Source organism: Bartonella sp. LB28NMGDW (genome assembly GCF_042194435.1).
In the GTDB taxonomy this organism is placed as follows: domain Bacteria; phylum Pseudomonadota; class Alphaproteobacteria; order Rhizobiales; family Rhizobiaceae; genus Bartonella; species Bartonella grahamii.
In genome coordinates this window covers 1-16,854 of record NZ_JBHIMX010000016.1, presented here as the reverse complement: position 1 = coordinate 16,854, position 16,854 = coordinate 1, and the positions used below count along the sequence as shown (strand labels likewise).

Here is a 16,854-nt window from a genome sequence, read left to right as displayed (position 1 = left end):
GTTTTGCTATTCGTGAAGGTGGTCGTACTGTTGGTGCCGGTATCGTCTCTAAGATCATTGAATAAATAATGCTTGTTAAAGGGATGTTAAAAGTGTTTTAGTTTTGAGAGTTAGGGGTATAGCTCAGTTGGTAGAGCGGCGGTCTCCAAAACCGCAGGTCGCGGGTTCAAGTCCTGCTGCCCCTGCCAAAGGGGAATAGAGTTTTTCATATAAGGGAGTGGATTTTGCTGCCTTTTTCGCTTTTTTTGATATAGGGCTTGTTTTTTTGTGTATGAAACGGTATTGAATAGGAAGTAAGGAAATTGCATAAGTCGAAAGTTGGCTTTTGCATTTTTTTCTGTTTATTTTTGTTTTATAAAACACAATAGGGCTAGAGAGAGTATAGTGTGACGATGGCATCTAAAACCAATCCGATTACCTTTTTTAAGCAGGTTTATGCAGAAACAATTAAAGTGAAATGGCCTACACGTCGTGAGACGGTTATTTCTACTGTTATGGTTTTGTTGGTAACTGCGTTGGCTTCAGCTTTCTTTTTTATTGTGGATCAGGTTATGCATTTTGGTGTTTGGCGGGTTATTGATCTTCTGAAATATCTTTTTAGTTGAGAATGTAAGGAAGTGTGACTGTGGCAGCTCGTTGGTATATTGTTCAGGCATATTCAAATTTTGAAAAGAAAGTAGCGGAAGCTATTGATAAGGAAGCAAAGCAAAAAGGACTTGATCATCTTTTTGAAAAGATTTTTGTTCCAACAGAGCGTGTTGTAGAGGTTCGTCGTGGGCGAAAAGTTGATGCTGAGCGAAAATTTTTTCCTGGTTATGTTCTTGTTCGTGCTGAGTTAACAGATGAAGTTTATCATCTTATTAAGAATACGCCTAAAGTGACAGGTTTTTTAGGGTCGGATGCGCGTCCTGTTCCCATTTCTGATCGAGAGGTTGAGCAAATTCTCAAACAAGTTCAAGAAAGGGTTGAGTCTCCAAAGTCTTCTGTATTGTTTGAGGTTGGAGAGCAAGTTCGCGTTGCTGATGGTCCTTTTGTTTCGTTTAATGGAATTGTTCAAGAGGTTGAAGAAGAGCGCTCTCGTCTTAAGGTTGAAGTGCTTATTTTTGGGCGTCCTACGCCTGTTGATTTGGAATTTGGTCAGGTTGAAAAACTCTGATTAAACTTAGAGTAGTTTTAATTACTTTAAGGAAGGAGTGGGAGGTGATTTATGGCTTTTGTCGGCTTAATGATCCGAACCACGTGACTGCAGCGGGTAGCGGGCAAGATAAATTGTCAGTATACCAGTGAAATTAAAGGCAGATTGTTATGGCAAAAAAAAGTATAGGTCAGCTTAAGTTGCAGGTTCCTGCAGGAGCTGCTACTCCATCTCCACCGATTGGTCCAGCTCTTGGGCAGCGCGGTATTAATATCATGGAATTTTGTAAGGCGTTTAATGCAGCTACACAAGAAATGGAAAAGGGAGCACCGATTCCAGTGGTTATTACGTATTACCAAGATAAGTCTTTCACATTTTCTCTCAAGACGCCTCCTGTATCATTCTTTTTAAAGAAGGAGGCAAACCTGAAATCTGGTTCAAAAGAGCCTGGTAAAGTGTCTGTAGGAAGCATTTCTCGTGATAAAATTCGTTCGATTGCGGAATCAAAGATGCAAGATCTTAATGCGAATGACATTGAGGCAGCAATGCGTATGGTTGAAGGTTCTGCTCGCTCGATGGGCTTGGAAGTGGTGGGGTAATATTATGGCAAAAGTAGCAAAAAGAATAAAAAATATCCGAAAAGATATTGATTTTAATGAACTTTACGCTTTGAAAGATGCCGTTTCAATGGTTAAGGAGCGTGCAGTTGCTAAGTTTGATGAAACAATCGAAATTTCAATGAACTTGGGTGTTGATCCTCGTCATGCTGATCAAATGGTTCGAGGAGTTGCTCATTTGCCTAATGGAACAGGGAGAAATATTCGTGTTGCCGTTTTTGCTCGTGGGGATAAGGCTGAGGAAGCTAAGGCGGCAGGAGCTGATATTGTAGGGGCTGAAGATTTGTTTGAAAGCATTAATGGAGGGACTATAGACTTCGATCGTTGTATTGCAACACCAGACATGATGCCTCTTGTTGGTCGTCTTGGTAAGATTCTTGGTCCGCGGAGTTTGATGCCGAATCCGAAAGTTGGTACTGTAACACTTGATGTTGTCGGTGCTGTCAAAGCTTCTAAAGGTGGTGCTGTTGAGTTTCGTGTGGAAAAAGCTGGTATTGTGCATGCTGGTATTGGTAAGGCTTCTTTTGGTGTTGAAAAAATTGTAGAAAATATAAAGGCCTTTGCAAGTGCAGTTATTAAAGCCAAACCGCAAGGTGCAAAAGGTGAGTATATTAAGCGCGTTGCTGTTTCTTCGACTATGGGAATTGGTATTAAAGTTGATCCAGCAACAGTTCGTTCAGAGTTAGTATAAGCTGATTTATAATTTTGTTTTTGGGTATGTGAATATCAAAATTGTATTTAAAATGCTGGTTTTGATCAGCATTTAGCTATCTAAGCTTTATAGAGCTTAGGTTATGCCGGGAGAAATTCCGGAATATCCTGTCCGAGATTGTAGGTGATGCTTTTAAGTATCTTAATCAAAAAAACCTGCATGAGACTGGGGTAAAAACTGAGAGTTAAAAGACTTAAAGGGTTTGAGCCAAGGTTGCCTTTGAACGCTGTGCGTGAAAAAGGGGACAGGATCCTCATCGGTGACATGAAGTATTTTATGTTATCAAAGGTAACCAATAGGTTTGTTTTAAGCAAATCTGTTAAATGGAGAGAGACAGTGAATAGAGCGGAAAAACGCGAATTTGTTACATGGCTTAACGAGGCTTTTCGGAAGTCTGGTTCTGTTGTTGTTGCACATTATTCCGGTCTGACAGTTTCACAGATGAATGATCTACGTTCGAAAATGGGTGAAGCTGGCGGTGCCGTTAAAGTCGCCAAAAACCGTCTTGCTAAAATCGCTCTTCAGGGCACGGAATCTGAATCGATAGTGGGTTTGTTTACTGGACAGACACTTATTGCTTATTCAGAAGATCCGATCACAGCACCGAAAGTTGCTGTTGATTTTGCGAAAAGCAATGACAAATTTGTCATCCTTGGCGGTTCAATGGGGGCAACAAGTTTAACTGTAGATGCTGTGAAGTCATTGGCTTCATTGCCTTCATTAAACGAGTTGCGTGCAAAACTTGTGGGTATGATTTCTACCCCTGCGACCCGTATTGCACAGGTTGTTAATGCCCCAGCTAGTCAGGTTGCACGTGTCATTGGCGCATATGCTCAGGAGGATAAGGCGGCTTAAGGCTGTTCTGTTTTTTTGGATAAAATTTAATAATGGTTCAAATCTTTTAATTGAAGGAATTTAAAAATGGCTGATCTAGAGAAGATCGTAGAAGACCTTTCTAATCTAACCCTTTTGGAAGCCGCTGAGCTTTCTAAGTTACTTGAAGAAAAGTGGGGAGTTTCGGCTGCTGCTCCTGTAGCTGTCGCTGCTGTTGCTGGTGCTGCTGCTCCAGCTGCTGAAGAAAAAACAGAATTTGATGTTATTCTTGTTGAAGGTGGTGCGCAAAAAATTAATGTTATTAAGGAAGTTCGTGCTCTTACTGGACTTGGTCTTAAAGAAGCTAAAGATCTGGTTGAAGGGGCACCTAAGCCTATTAAAGAGGGTGCTTCTAAAGAAGAAGCAGAAAAAATTAAATCTCAACTTGAAGCTGCTGGTGCTAAAGTGGAACTTAAGTAAATTTAATTTTATCGGCGGGCATTTATGTTCGCCGATTTTCTTTCTCTCAATACAAAGAGGGAAAATAATGAGTAAAAAACCTTTTCCCAACGGTTTTGTAACAGTAATGGGATAGGTTTGCACTACCCATCCCTTCATCATAGAGTCAAGAGATAAAAATGGCTTATGTTGGTGGGGAAAGTTAATGATGCTCATTGTTGAGTGTCAAGTGAACTGGTCTGCATATGCAGGTTAATGATATAAGGCTTTCAAGGTTGGTCTACCTTGAAGAGTAAAGATCAAGGAGCGACGATGGCTCAGACTCACGCAATGATGTCTCAATTCAATGGTCGTAAGCGCGTACGTAAATTTTTTGGTAAGATTCCTGAAGTAGCAGAAATGCCGAATCTTATTGAGGTTCAAAAAGCGTCATACGATCAGTTTCTCATGGTTGAGGAACCGAAAGGTGGACGACCAGATGAAGGTTTGCAAGCTGTTTTTAAATCGGTTTTTCCTATTTCAGATTTTTCCGGTACAGCTATGCTTGAGTTTGTTGGTTATGAATTTGATTTACCGAAATTTGATGTTGAAGAGTGCCGTCAACGTGATTTAACTTATGCTGCCCCATTAAAGGTCATATTACGTTTGATTGTTTTTGATGTTGATGAGGATACCGGCTCCAAAGATATCAAAGACATTAAAGAGCAAGGCGTTTATATGGGCGATATGCCTTTAATGACGACGAATGGTACCTTTATTGTTAATGGTACGGAACGTGTTATTGTTTCGCAGATGCATCGTTCTCCTGGTGTCTTTTTTGACCATGATAAAGGAAAGTCCCATTCATCAGGAAAGCTTCTTTTTGCTGCTCGTGTTATTCCGTATCGTGGTTCTTGGCTTGATATTGAGTTTGATGCTAAGGACATTATTTATGCGCGTATTGATCGGCGGCGCAAGATTCCTGTTACTAGTCTTTTGATGGCACTAGGTATGGATGCGTCGGATATTTTATCGACGTTTTATGATAAAGTGACTTATGAGCGTGATGGAGAAGGATGGCGAGTTCCTTATTCTGTTGATCGCTTTAAAGGAATGAAGCTCATTTCTGACCTTATAGATGCAGATAGTGGTGAAGTCGTCGCGGAGGCTGGTAAAAAATTAACAGTTCGTACTGCGAAGTCTTTGGCAGAAAAAGGACTTAAAGCGGTTAAAGTTAGTGAAGATGATTTATTAGGTTGTTATCTAGCCGAAGATATCGTCAATTACGAAACAGGTGAAATTTACCTTGAAGCTGGTGATGAAATTGACGAAAAAGTATTAAAAATTTTGCTTGATGTTAGTGCTGATCAAATCAATATCCTTGATATTGATCATATGAATATTGGCGCTTATATCCGCAATACTTTAAAGGTGGATAAAAATGAAAGTCGACAGGATGCGTTATTTGATATTTACCGAGTGATGCGTCCAGGTGAGCCCCCAACAATCGATACAGCAGAAGCAATGTTCCATTCATTGTTTTTTGATCCAGAGCGTTATGATCTTTCAGCCGTTGGGCGTGTTAAGATGAATTTGCGTATGGATCTTGATTGTCCAGACACAGTTCGCATTTTACGCCAAGAGGATATTCTTGCTGTTGTTAAGATGTTGGTTGAATTGCGTGATGGTCGTGGCGAAATTGATGATATTGATAATCTTGGCAACCGTCGCGTTCGTTCCGTTGGAGAATTGATGGAAAATCAATATCGCATTGGCCTTCTTCGTATGGAGCGTGCGATAAAAGAGCGCATGTCATCGGTTGAAATTGATACAGTTATGCCACAGGATTTGATCAATGCAAAGCCTGCTGCTGCTGCAGTTCGTGAGTTTTTTGGGTCTTCACAATTGTCGCAGTTTATGGATCAAACTAATCCATTGTCGGAGATTACCCATAAGCGCCGTCTTTCTGCTCTTGGTCCAGGTGGTTTGACTCGTGAACGGGCGGGTTTTGAAGTTCGTGACGTACATCCTACGCATTATGGTCGTATTTGTCCGATTGAAACACCAGAAGGCCCCAATATTGGTCTCATTAACTCCTTAGCAACATTTGCGCGAGTTAACAAATATGGCTTTATTGAAAGCCCATATCGAAAAATTGTTGATGGAAAAGTCACAAAAGAAGTTATTTATCTTTCAGCGATGGAAGAAGCAAAGCATTATGTTGCTCAAGCTAATTCTTCATTAGATAGTGAAGGTCGTTTTACAGAAGAGTTTGTTGTTTGCCGTCATGCTGGTGAAGTTTTAATGGCGCCGCGTGATCATGTTGATTTGATGGATGTTTCACCAAAACAATTGGTTTCAGTTGCAGCAGCGCTTATTCCTTTTTTGGAAAATGATGATGCGAATCGTGCGCTTATGGGATCGAACATGCAGCGTCAGGCAGTTCCTCTTGTCCGCGCCGAAGCGCCATTTGTTGGGACAGGAATGGAGGCCATTGTTGCACGCGATTCAGGAGCTGCTGTGAGTGCAAAACGTAGTGGTGTTGTTGATCAAGTCGATGCTACCCGTATTGTTATCCGTGCAACAGAAGATTTAGATCCTTCAAAATCAGGGGTTGATATTTACCGCCTACAGAAATTTCAGCGTTCTAATCAGTCCACTTGTATTAATCAGCGTCCTCTTGTACATGTCGGTGATAGGATAGAGAAAGGTGATATCATTGCAGATGGTCCATCCACGGATCTTGGTGATTTAGCTCTTGGTCGGAATGTTCTCGTAGCCTTTATGCCTTGGAATGGATACAATTATGAAGATTCTATTTTGTTATCCGAGCGCATTGTTGCTGATGATGTTTTTACTTCAATTCATATTGAGGAATTTGAAGTTGCAGCACGCGATACAAAACTTGGGCCTGAGGAAATTACGCGCGACATTCCTAATGTTGCGGAAGAAGCGTTAAGAAATCTTGATGAAGCTGGCATAATTTATATTGGTGCTGAAGTTCAACCAGGTGATATTTTAGTTGGAAAGATTACCCCAAAAGGTGAAAGTCCCATGACGCCAGAAGAAAAGCTTCTGCGTGCAATTTTTGGGGAAAAGGCATCCGATGTTCGTGATACTTCTATGCGTATGCCTCCTGGAACTTTTGGTACTGTTGTTGAAGTTCGCGTTTTTAATCGCCATGGCGTGGAAAAAGATGAACGTGCGATGGCAATTGAGCGTGAAGAAATTGAGCGTTTAGCAAAAGACCGTGATGATGAACAGTCTATTCTTGATCGCAATGTTTATGCGCGCCTTACCGATATGTTGACAGGTAAAGTTGCTGTAGAAGGTCCGAAAGGCTTTTCGGGCAGTAAAAAGCTTGATAGTACAGTAATGGGGCATTATCCACGATCCCAGTGGTGGCAATTTGCTGTTGAGGATGAGAAGCTTCAAAATGAAATTGAAACTTTGCGCAAGCAATATGATGAATCAAAAGAAGCATTACAACGTCGCTTTATGGATAAAGTTGAAAAGGTCCAAAGAGGTGATGAAATGCCTCCTGGTGTCATGAAAATGGTGAAGGTTTTTGTGGCTGTGAAGCGGAAAATCCAACCAGGTGATAAGATGGCGGGACGTCACGGGAATAAGGGTGTTGTTTCACGTATTCTTCCCGTAGAAGATATGCCATTTCTTGAAGATGGGACCCATGCTGATATCGTTTTGAATCCACTTGGTGTGCCTAGTCGTATGAATGTTGGACAAATTCTTGAGACGCATCTTGGTTGGGCATGTGCGGGGATGGGCAAGAAGATTGGTGATTTGTTAGAATTGTATCAAGAGACTGGGGATATATTGCCGTTGCGTCAGCGTATTGAAAATCTTATGCCTGATGATAATCAAAATGAACCAGTCCGTCAGTATGATAATGAAAGCCTTTACAAATTGGCATTACAGATGAAGAAAGGGGTTTCAATTGCAACGCCTGTTTTTGATGGAGCACATGAGTCTGATATTAACATGATGCTGGAGGACGCAGGCTTAGATAGTTCAGGGCAAGTTACGCTTTATGATGGTCGTACTGGAGAACCTTTTGATCGTCGAGTAACGGTAGGATATATTTACATGTTGAAATTGCATCACCTTGTTGATGATAAGATTCATGCACGTTCTATTGGTCCCTATTCACTTGTTACGCAGCAGCCATTAGGAGGTAAGGCACAGTTTGGTGGTCAGCGTTTTGGTGAAATGGAGGTTTGGGCACTTGAAGCTTATGGTGCTGCATACACTTTGCAGGAGATGCTAACAGTAAAATCTGATGACGTGGCCGGTCGAACGAAAGTCTATGAGGCAATTGTGCGTGGTGATGATACATTTGAGGCGGGTATACCCGAAAGCTTTAATGTGTTGGTAAAAGAAATGCGCTCACTTGCTCTTAATGTGGAGCTTGATGATGCGCGTGAATTTATTGCACAGCGGGCATTGTCTGATACAGCAGAATAATAATTCAAAGAGCGCAGTAGAAAAAGGCTGCGCTCTGATTACTTTAAGAGGCTCAATAACCTTATTAAGGTTATACAGGTCATTTTTAAAAGTAAATGTATTTTAAAGAAGATCTGTTATAAAATAAATGAGATATTACAACAGGTTCTAAGAATCTTTGAAGGAGAACAGCATGAACCACGAGGTCATGAATCTTTTCAATCCTCAAGCGCCAGCGCAGACATTTGACTCTATTCGTATTTCTATTGCGAGTCCTGAGAAAATTTTGTCCTGGTCTTATGGTGAGATTAAGAAGCCTGAGACTATTAATTATAGGACTTTTAAACCAGAGCGTGATGGTCTTTTTTGTGCACGTATATTTGGCCCTATTAAAGACTATGAATGTCTATGTGGCAAATATAAACGCATGAAGTATAAGGGCATTATTTGTGAAAAATGCGGTGTAGAGGTTACTCTTTCGCGCGTGCGTCGTGAGCGTATGGGGCATATTGAACTTGCGGCACCTGTTGCGCATATATGGTTTCTTAAATCATTACCAGGTCGTATTTCTACACTTTTAGATTTAACTTTAAAAGATATTGAGCGGGTTCTTTATTTTGAGAATTATATTGTAACCGAACCAGGGTTGACATCTCTTAAGCTCCATCAGCTTCTTTCTGAAGAAGAATATATGCTTGCTATTGATGAGTTTGGAGAAGATCAGTTTACAGCTATGATTGGCGCTGAAGCTATTTACGAGCTTTTAGCTGGTATGGAGTTAAATAAAATCGCCAATGATTTGCGTCTCGAATTAGCTGAAACAACTTCAGAGTTAAAGCAGAAAAAACTGATTAAACGGCTTAAAATCGTTGAAAATTTTCTTGAATCTGGAAATAAGCCAGAGTGGATGATTATGAAAACAATTCCGGTTATTCCACCGGATTTGCGTCCATTGGTTCCGCTTGATGGTGGGCGTTTTGCGACATCAGATCTGAATGATCTTTATCGGCGTGTTATTAATCGTAATAACCGCTTGAAACGGCTGATTGAATTGCGTGCTCCTGGAATTATCGTGCGCAATGAAAAGCGTATGGTACAAGAAGCTGTTGATGCATTGTTTGATAATGGACGGCGTGGGCGTGTGATTACTGGAGCCAATAAACGTCCTCTCAAGTCTCTATCAGATATGTTGAAGGGCAAGCAAGGACGTTTTCGTCAGAACTTACTTGGGAAGCGTGTTGATTACTCAGGGCGTTCTGTTATCGTGACGGGACCTGAATTAAAATTGCATCAATGCGGTCTTCCGAAAAAAATGGCTCTTGAATTGTTTAAGCCTTTTATTTATGCGCGGCTTGATGCAAAAGGCTATTCATCAACGGTAAAGCAGGCAAAGAAGCTTGTTGAAAAAGAACATCCGGAAGTTTGGGATATCTTGGATGAGGTTATTCGTGAACACCCTGTTTTACTCAACCGTGCGCCAACATTGCACCGTTTGGGGATTCAGGCTTTTGAACCTATTTTAATTGAAGGCAAAGCTATTCAACTTCATCCACTGGTGTGTACTGCTTTTAATGCGGATTTTGATGGAGATCAGATGGCGGTTCACGTTCCGCTTTCTCTTGAAGCACAGCTTGAAGCCCGTGTTTTGATGATGTCTACCAATAATATTCTTCATCCGGCCAATGGTGCCCCAATTATTGTTCCCTCACAGGATATGGTTCTTGGTCTTTATTATCTTTCAATTGTTTCTGAAAAAGAACCAGGTGAAGGAATGGCTTTTTCTGACATAGGTGAGCTTCATTATGCCTTGGAAAATAAGGTTGTAACGCTTCATACGAAGATTAAAGGCCGTGTTAAGAATATGGGGAAGGATGGAAAAGAAGTTTCTAAACTTTATGATACAACACCTGGTCGTTTGATTATCGGTGAGCTTTTGCCAAGGAATTCGGATATCTCATTTGATATTGTCAATCAAGAAATGACGAAAAAGAACATTTCTAAAATGATTGATCATGTTTATCGGCACTGTGGACAAAAAGAGACGGTTATTTTTTGTGACCGTATTATGCAGCTTGGCTTTTCTTATGCTTGTCGTGCAGGAATTTCATTCGGTAAGGATGATATGGTTATTCCTGATAGTAAGTCGCGTTTAGTTGCAGAGACAGAAGCTTTGGCTAAGGAGTACGAACAGCAATATAATGATGGTTTGATTACACAAGGTGAAAAATACAATAAGGTTGTAGATGCTTGGGGTAAATGTACAGATCGCGTTGCAGATGAAATGATGAAACGTATTCAAGCCGTCGATTTTGATCCTAAAACAGGTCGTCAACGGCCGATGAATTCGATCTATATGATGTCGCATTCTGGAGCACGTGGTTCTGCTAACCAGATGAGACAATTGGCTGGTATGCGTGGATTAATGGCAAAACCATCGGGTGAAATTATTGAAACCCCCATTATTTCAAATTTTAAAGAAGGTCTAACTGTTAATGAATACTTCAATTCCACGCATGGTGCACGTAAAGGACTTGCTGATACTGCGTTAAAGACGGCGAACTCTGGTTATTTAACACGGCGTCTTGTTGATGTTGCACAGGATGCTATTATTTCGGCAGTTGATTGTGGTACCGCAAAAGGGCTTACCATGCAGCCAATTGTTGATGCAGGACAAATTGTTGCCTCACTTGGGCAAAGGATTCTTGGTCGTACAGCGCTTGTTGATATTCTACATCCTGTCTCTGGAGAGGTTATCCTTGAAGGTGGAGCGATGATTGAGGAAGCTGATGTCGCGAAGATTGAAGAAGCTGGAATTCAATCTGTTCAAATTCGTTCTGCTTTAACATGTGAAACACGTCTTGGTGTTTGTGCAAAATGCTATGGTCGTGATTTGGCGCGTGGAACACCTGTTAATCAGGGAGAAGCCGTTGGTGTTATTGCTGCTCAATCCATTGGTGAGCCGGGAACACAGCTTACTATGCGTACTTTCCACTTAGGAGGGACTGCGCAGGTTGTTGATTCATCGTATTTAGAGGCATCTTATGAAGGTAAGGTGGAGATTCGTAATCGTAATGTGGTTCGTAACTCTGAAGGCCATTTGGTTGTTATGGGGCGTAATATGGCTATCCTTATCAAGGATGAGTTAGGAAAAGAGCGCGTTGTACACCGTGTTAGCTATGGTGCCCATATTTTTGTTGATGATGGTGATGTGGTTAAACGTGGCCAACGTATAGCAGAATGGGATCCTTACACACGTCCAATTTTAACGGAAGTTGAAGGCTATGTGGGTTTTGAAGATATGATTGATGGTTTATCTGTCACTGAAACAGCTGATGAATCTACGGGTATTACGAAGCGTTTGGTGATTGATTGGCGCGCTAATCCACGTGGTGCGGATCTTAAACCAGCCATTATTATCCACGCAGATAAAGAAGGTGAATCCATTGCTAAATTGTATAAGGGAGGTGAAGCCCGTTATATGATGTCAGTGGAAACTATTCTTTCTGTTGAGCTTGGTGCTCATGTTAAGGCTGGTGATGTTATTGCTCGTTTGCCGATGGAAAGTGCCAAGACGAAAGATATTACGGGTGGTTTACCACGTGTGGCTGAGCTTTTTGAAGCGCGTCGTCCAAAGGATCATGCGATTATTGCTGAAGTAAGTGGCACGATTCGATTCGGCCGTGGTTATAAGAATAAACGTCGTATCATTATTGAACCAAATGATGAAACTCTTGAGGCAGTAGAATATTTGATTCCAAAAGGTAAGTTGTTTCACTTCCAAGAAGGTGATCAAATTGAAAAGGGAGATTATATCCTTGATGGTAATCCAGCACCTCATGATATATTGGCGATTAAGGGGGTTGAAGCTTTGGCATCTTATCTTGTTAATGAGATTCAGGAGGTTTATCGTTTGCAGGGAGTTCTTATTAATGACAAGCACATTGAAGTGATTGTTCGTCAAATGTTGCAAAAAGTTGAAATTACTGAATCTGGAGATTCTGGTTATATTTCAGGTGATAATGTTGATCGTATTGAACTTGATGAAATCAATGATAATTTGATTGCAGAAGGGAAGAAACCTGCATCTGGTAATCCCATTCTTCTTGGAATTACAAAAGCTTCTCTTCAAACGCCTTCTTTCATTTCGGCGGCATCGTTTCAGGAAACAACACGTGTTCTTACTGAAGCAGCAGTTTCTGGTAAAATTGATACTTTGCAAGGACTTAAAGAGAACGTTATTGTCGGTCGTCTTATTCCAGCAGGTACGGGTGGTACGATTTCTCAAATCCGTCGTATTGCTGCCGTTCGTGATGATTTGATTGTAGATGAGCAGCGTAAGTCTAGTAATAACGAAGTGGCTAAGGCTATGTTGACAAATATGACAACCGGCGCCGTTGCTGAATAATTTAAATATAACATCACATAATAAAAAAACGTCTGAACTTTATATTCAGACGTTTTTTTATCTCGAAATGCAGAAGTTGCATCTTTTCCTAAAAAATATCAAAAATTATAAGGCGATAGTTATTTTTAACATCTTTACTAGCTTATTGTTTTGTAATTATTTGAAACTCAAAAGCCATGTTCAAGGAAAATAGTTGATTATCTACAAATAAAATAATGATTGATTTTGAATTTTAGGAAAATTGTTGATTGATATCTTCTATAAAGATTTTAAAGGACTTATAATGAAAGATCGATAGTCTTTTCTGTAATCTAAAAAATAATTGATCCTCTACTATACAATACTTGTATGACAAGAATGTATCTTCTTCTAAATTAGAATGTAGGAGAGTAGAGATTACGTTACTCACTAAGTATTATAAAAAATAGACATATTTCTTATCACAATGTGATCTATGAAGACAGAATGAAAAAATGTACGAATATTATTCAATTGGAAAATTAACACGTGAGTTTTCAATAACAGCTCGGACTTTGCGTTATTATGAAGAAGAGGGGCTTCTTATTCCTTTTCGGCGTGGAAATACACGGCTTTATACACAAACGGATCGTCATAAGTTAAAACAAATACTGCGTGCTAAAAGAGTTAAATTTTCGTTGTCTGAAATATCTGATATGTTGACAATGGTTGAAAAACCACCTGATGATGAGAAAAAGCTTAAGAAGTTAATTGCAGGAATTCATAAAAAACGAGCTGATTTAAAGCAGATGCAGCATGATATTGATGATCTTCTACAGGATTTGGAACGAATTGAGGAGAGTTTTTTTGAGAGCTTAGCGGAGTTGGGGGTTAATCATTGATTATAAAATTTATTTCATCTGCTTTTAGACAATTTTCTTTCTATTAAAAGAGATAGGTTATACTATCTCTAAGGGGAATCTTTAACACTACGTGAAATGTGTGAGTTATTTAAAGAAATAGAGTGTTCGAAAAAAGCTGCGAAGGTATTTTCGCAGTATATTGTCCTTGATAAGCAAAAAAATTATTTTTCATAAAGAAAGTAAAAACAATGGCAGTTTCTCCTATGAGTGTTTTTCAATCTATTTTGTCACGAAAGTCAATTCGCGCTTTTACTGATCAGCCAGTTAGTTTGGAAACAATCAAAGAAATCTTAAAACTTGCAGCACGTGCACCATCTGGAACAAATATTCAGCCATGGCAAGTGATTGTGCTTACAGGAAGTGTATTACAGAAAGTAGGGCAAGAGCTTTCACAACTTGTTCTTTCAGGTGTAAAAGGAGAGCGTGAATATAGTTATTATCCACATCAGTGGCGTGAGCCTTATATTTCAAGACGTCGAAAAGTTGGTTTGGATCTTTATCAGAGTCTTGGAATTCAAAAAGGTGATGAAGAAAAAATACTTCATCAAAAGGCGCGAAATTTTTTATTTTTTGATGCACCTGTAGGACTCTTATTTACAATGGATCACGACATGGAAATGGGGAGTTGGCTTGATTTGGGTATGTTTATGCAGACCATTATGTTAGCTGCACGTGGATTTGGATTAGATACCTGCCCTCAAGCTGCTTTTGCTGATTATCATAAACAGATTCGTACGCTTTTATCTATTCCTTCTGATCGCCATATTATCTGTGGTATGGCACTTGGTTATCGCGATATGAGTGCTCCAGAAAACAATTTTGAGACAGAACGAGAATCGTTAGAAAACTTTGTACGTTTCATTGAAACATACCCATAAAATATTTTATATAATTAAGCATACGTTTTGAAGAACTTGGTGCATTATGAAAAATATTTTCGATAAGAATTTCGCATCCTTATTGAATTTTAATATTGCGTATTAACACTTATTTTACTAAGTTTGAAACATTAAGAGCGGTGACTCTAGGGGCATTGTCCGTTTTTTGAAGGTTGGCTTAATGGAAAACACTATAGAGAGAAAGTGCTGGGTGGTAGCAAGACGAGCGACATTCGTGTTTATTGCTGTCATTTTTTTAGTTTATCTCGCAATTTGATTTTAAACGGGACAAACGTTATGAAAAAGCATATATGCTCAAGCTGTACTATAGTTTTGAGGTGATACGTGTTTCTATCTGTTTTTGAACTTTTTAAAATTGGGATTGGTCCTTCCAGCTCACATACGATGGGGCCGATGACAGCTGCTAATATGTTTTTGCAAAAGATAGGAGATTTTTCTCAGTCGTCTGATATTCAAGTTTCTCGTATACGTGTTTATCTTTATGGTTCTTTAGCTTTCACGGGTATTGGTCATGCAACAGATAGGGCTATCATATTAGGACTTTTAGGAGAAAAAGCTTCTACTGTTGATCCTGATAGCATGGGGGGGGTGTTAGCAAAAGTTATACGTGAAAAAAAAGTGCAACCAGAAGGCCATCCCGCTTATCAGTTTGATGTGCAGCGTGATCTTATTTTTGAACGAAAGCAAATCCTCCCTGGACATACAAATGGACTGGCCTTTGAAGGACTTAATACTGATGGGAATGTTCTGTTGCGGCAGATTTATTATTCTATCGGTGGTGGCTTTGTTGTGACTGAGGATGAATTAAGCCATATGAATGATAATATACAACCAGAAGCATTTGAGGTGCCATATCCATTTGATTCTGCTTGTACAATGTTATCAATGGCAGAAAAATCAGGACTTTCAATTGCTGAAATGAAGCGCTTAAATGAAGAAACAAAGATAGAGCGTTCTTCTCTTGATACAGGGCTTGATGAAATTTTTTCAGCGATGACAAATTGCATTGATAGAGGTCTTTCACAAGAAGGTGAGTTGCCTGGTGGATTGCGTGTTCTAAGGCGTGCTAAAAAGCTGCATGAAGCGCTTCTGGAAAATCAAAAGAAAAATCGCAATTATCCACTTTGGGCAAATGATTGGCTTTCGGTATATGCCATAGCAGTCAATGAGGAAAATGCAGCAGGTGGTCGTGTTGTTACAGCTCCAACAAATGGGGCAGCTGGTGTTGTCCCAGCAGTTTTGCGTTATTATCTTCAATTTAATGATGATTCAGATCGAGAGGGAATACATAATTTTCTATTAACGGCAGCAGCTATAGGCGGTGTTATCAAACATAATGCCTCTATTTCTGGTGCAGAAGTTGGGTGTCAAGGTGAAGTTGGAACGGCATCTTCAATGGCCGCAGCAGGGTTGACCGCAGCGTTAGGTGGAACGCCAGCTCAAATTGAAAATGCGGCAGAAATTGCGCTTGAACATCATTTGGGAATGACATGTGATCCTGTTGCAGGTCTTGTACAAGTTCCTTGTATTGAGCGTAATGCAATGGGAGCTGTTAAGGCGGTAACGGCTTCTTCTCTTGCGTTATATGGTAATGGAGATCATTTTGTTTCTCTTGATGCTTGTATAGAAACAATGCGCCAGACTGGTCATGATATGAGTGAACGCTATAAAGAGACAAGTAAAGGTGGTCTTGCAGTTAATACAATATCTTGTTAGGAGCTGGAGCATCTTTCAATCCATAACTGGACTTTTTGGAGGGGGATCGTATTTCCTGATAAAGCTTGTGCTTTTTGTTACTTATAAATCAAAATTCCACTTTAATGCAGCAGCAGCTTGAAATAAATTCGAGATGATTCAGTGTTTTCTTAACGAATAATAGCTTCGGCATGAAGGCTTGGAGGGAGAGTATTGTTAGTATCTATCTGATTTGTATCTAAAATGGGAAAAAGCCTAATTTAGAAAAAGTAAAAAAGCGTAAAGTAAAATTAGTGATCAATCTGCCATTATTTTTTAGCTGGGTTTTATGGCTTTTTAAAGTTTCCATAGCCATATCTTTTAAGTAATGGAAGATTATGCCTGAGTATCCAAGGAAAATTTGTTTTAAATCTGAATAATTATGATGAGGAGAGAGAATTTTAAAGATTTTAATTTTTTGGAAGTAAAGATTTTTGGGTACCTAGTATGGTAAAAAATACCTTAAAAAGAAATGCTAATTTACAGTAATTAAGAGATATATTGGGAATATATTTTTTATTTATAAATTCTGTACCGTCAAAAAAACTAAAATAAATAATAACGTATACATTAAAAATATTTATCAAAATTCTCATGAGAATAGAATGCATGCGATAGAACATTATCGTGTTACTCATTCATGAGTTTGTTTTAAAAAAATATCTCTCAACGCTCCCAAACTCATTTCACGGTGGTGTCCGTGAATGGTATATAAAAAGCAAGTAAAATAAAATAGTTATGTCTAATATGGGGGAATAG

Annotated in this window: 11 protein-coding genes, 1 tRNA gene and 1 pseudogene; all 13 read left to right on the top strand. The window is 39.5% G+C overall.

What is annotated here, in order from left to right; all coding sequences use genetic code 11:
• Positions 1-65: pseudogene (locus ACFIKG_RS07755) on the top strand (elongation factor Tu); the annotation flags it as partial.
• 47 nt (positions 66-112) lie between these two features.
• Positions 113-188 (top strand) — tRNA-Trp (locus ACFIKG_RS07750).
• A gap of 204 nt (positions 189-392) precedes the next feature.
• Positions 393-605 (top strand): preprotein translocase subunit SecE, encoded by a 213-nt coding sequence (secE, locus tag ACFIKG_RS07745; protein ID WP_375652034.1) that lies wholly within the window; start codon positions 393-395, stop codon positions 603-605.
• 20 nt (positions 606-625) lie between these two features.
• The gene (gene nusG / locus ACFIKG_RS07740) at positions 626-1,156 is read left to right on the top strand and encodes a transcription termination/antitermination protein NusG (RefSeq protein WP_012755024.1); all 531 of its coding nucleotides are present in this window, start codon (positions 626-628) and stop codon (positions 1,154-1,156) included.
• A gap of 149 nt (positions 1,157-1,305) precedes the next feature.
• On the top strand, positions 1,306-1,734 hold the full coding sequence (rplK, locus tag ACFIKG_RS07735) for a 50S ribosomal protein L11 (RefSeq protein WP_375626292.1): 429 nt from the start codon (positions 1,306-1,308) through the stop codon (positions 1,732-1,734).
• Positions 1,735-1,738: 4 nt separating this feature from the next.
• Complete coding sequence (gene rplA / locus ACFIKG_RS07730; protein ID WP_375626290.1) at positions 1,739-2,443, top strand: 50S ribosomal protein L1; 705 nt, start codon at positions 1,739-1,741, stop codon at positions 2,441-2,443.
• A 357-nt stretch (positions 2,444-2,800) separates the two neighbouring features.
• Positions 2,801-3,319, top strand: coding sequence for a 50S ribosomal protein L10 (gene rplJ / locus ACFIKG_RS07725; protein WP_375626288.1), 519 nt, complete (start codon positions 2,801-2,803; stop codon positions 3,317-3,319).
• 66 nt (positions 3,320-3,385) lie between these two features.
• A complete protein-coding gene (gene rplL, locus ACFIKG_RS07720; protein WP_012755028.1) occupies positions 3,386-3,757 on the top strand; it encodes a 50S ribosomal protein L7/L12 in 372 nt (123 codons plus the stop codon).
• 291 nt (positions 3,758-4,048) lie between these two features.
• Complete coding sequence (rpoB, locus tag ACFIKG_RS07715) at positions 4,049-8,197, top strand: DNA-directed RNA polymerase subunit beta (protein WP_375626286.1); 4,149 nt, start codon at positions 4,049-4,051, stop codon at positions 8,195-8,197.
• Positions 8,198-8,369: 172 nt separating this feature from the next.
• On the top strand, positions 8,370-12,581 hold the full coding sequence (gene rpoC / locus ACFIKG_RS07710; protein WP_375626284.1) for a DNA-directed RNA polymerase subunit beta': 4,212 nt from the start codon (positions 8,370-8,372) through the stop codon (positions 12,579-12,581).
• A 473-nt stretch (positions 12,582-13,054) separates the two neighbouring features.
• The gene (locus tag ACFIKG_RS07705; RefSeq protein WP_375626282.1) at positions 13,055-13,441 is read left to right on the top strand and encodes a MerR family DNA-binding transcriptional regulator; all 387 of its coding nucleotides are present in this window, start codon (positions 13,055-13,057) and stop codon (positions 13,439-13,441) included.
• A 209-nt stretch (positions 13,442-13,650) separates the two neighbouring features.
• Entirely contained in the window at positions 13,651-14,340 is a 690-nt protein-coding gene (locus ACFIKG_RS07700) for a nitroreductase (RefSeq protein WP_375626280.1), read from the top strand.
• Positions 14,341-14,685: 345 nt separating this feature from the next.
• On the top strand, positions 14,686-16,077 hold the full coding sequence (locus ACFIKG_RS07695; protein WP_375652033.1) for an L-serine ammonia-lyase: 1,392 nt from the start codon (positions 14,686-14,688) through the stop codon (positions 16,075-16,077).
• Positions 16,078-16,854 lie beyond the last annotated feature (777 nt).

Bases quoted from the DNA above. Each gene is read 5' to 3' on its own strand.
- secE (WP_375652034.1), top strand. From the start codon at position 393: ATGGCATCTAAAACCAATCCGATTACCTTTTTTAAGCAGGTTTATGCA.
- rplL (WP_012755028.1), top strand. From the start codon at position 3,386: ATGGCTGATCTAGAGAAGATCGTAGAAGACCTTTCTAATCTAACCCTT.
- ACFIKG_RS07705 (WP_375626282.1), top strand. From the start codon at position 13,055: ATGTACGAATATTATTCAATTGGAAAATTAACACGTGAGTTTTCAATA.
- rplA (WP_375626290.1), top strand. From the start codon at position 1,739: ATGGCAAAAGTAGCAAAAAGAATAAAAAATATCCGAAAAGATATTGAT.
- rpoB (WP_375626286.1), top strand. From the start codon at position 4,049: ATGGCTCAGACTCACGCAATGATGTCTCAATTCAATGGTCGTAAGCGC.
- rpoC (WP_375626284.1), top strand. From the start codon at position 8,370: ATGAACCACGAGGTCATGAATCTTTTCAATCCTCAAGCGCCAGCGCAG.
- rplK (WP_375626292.1), top strand. From the start codon at position 1,306: ATGGCAAAAAAAAGTATAGGTCAGCTTAAGTTGCAGGTTCCTGCAGGA.
- ACFIKG_RS07700 (WP_375626280.1), top strand. From the start codon at position 13,651: ATGGCAGTTTCTCCTATGAGTGTTTTTCAATCTATTTTGTCACGAAAG.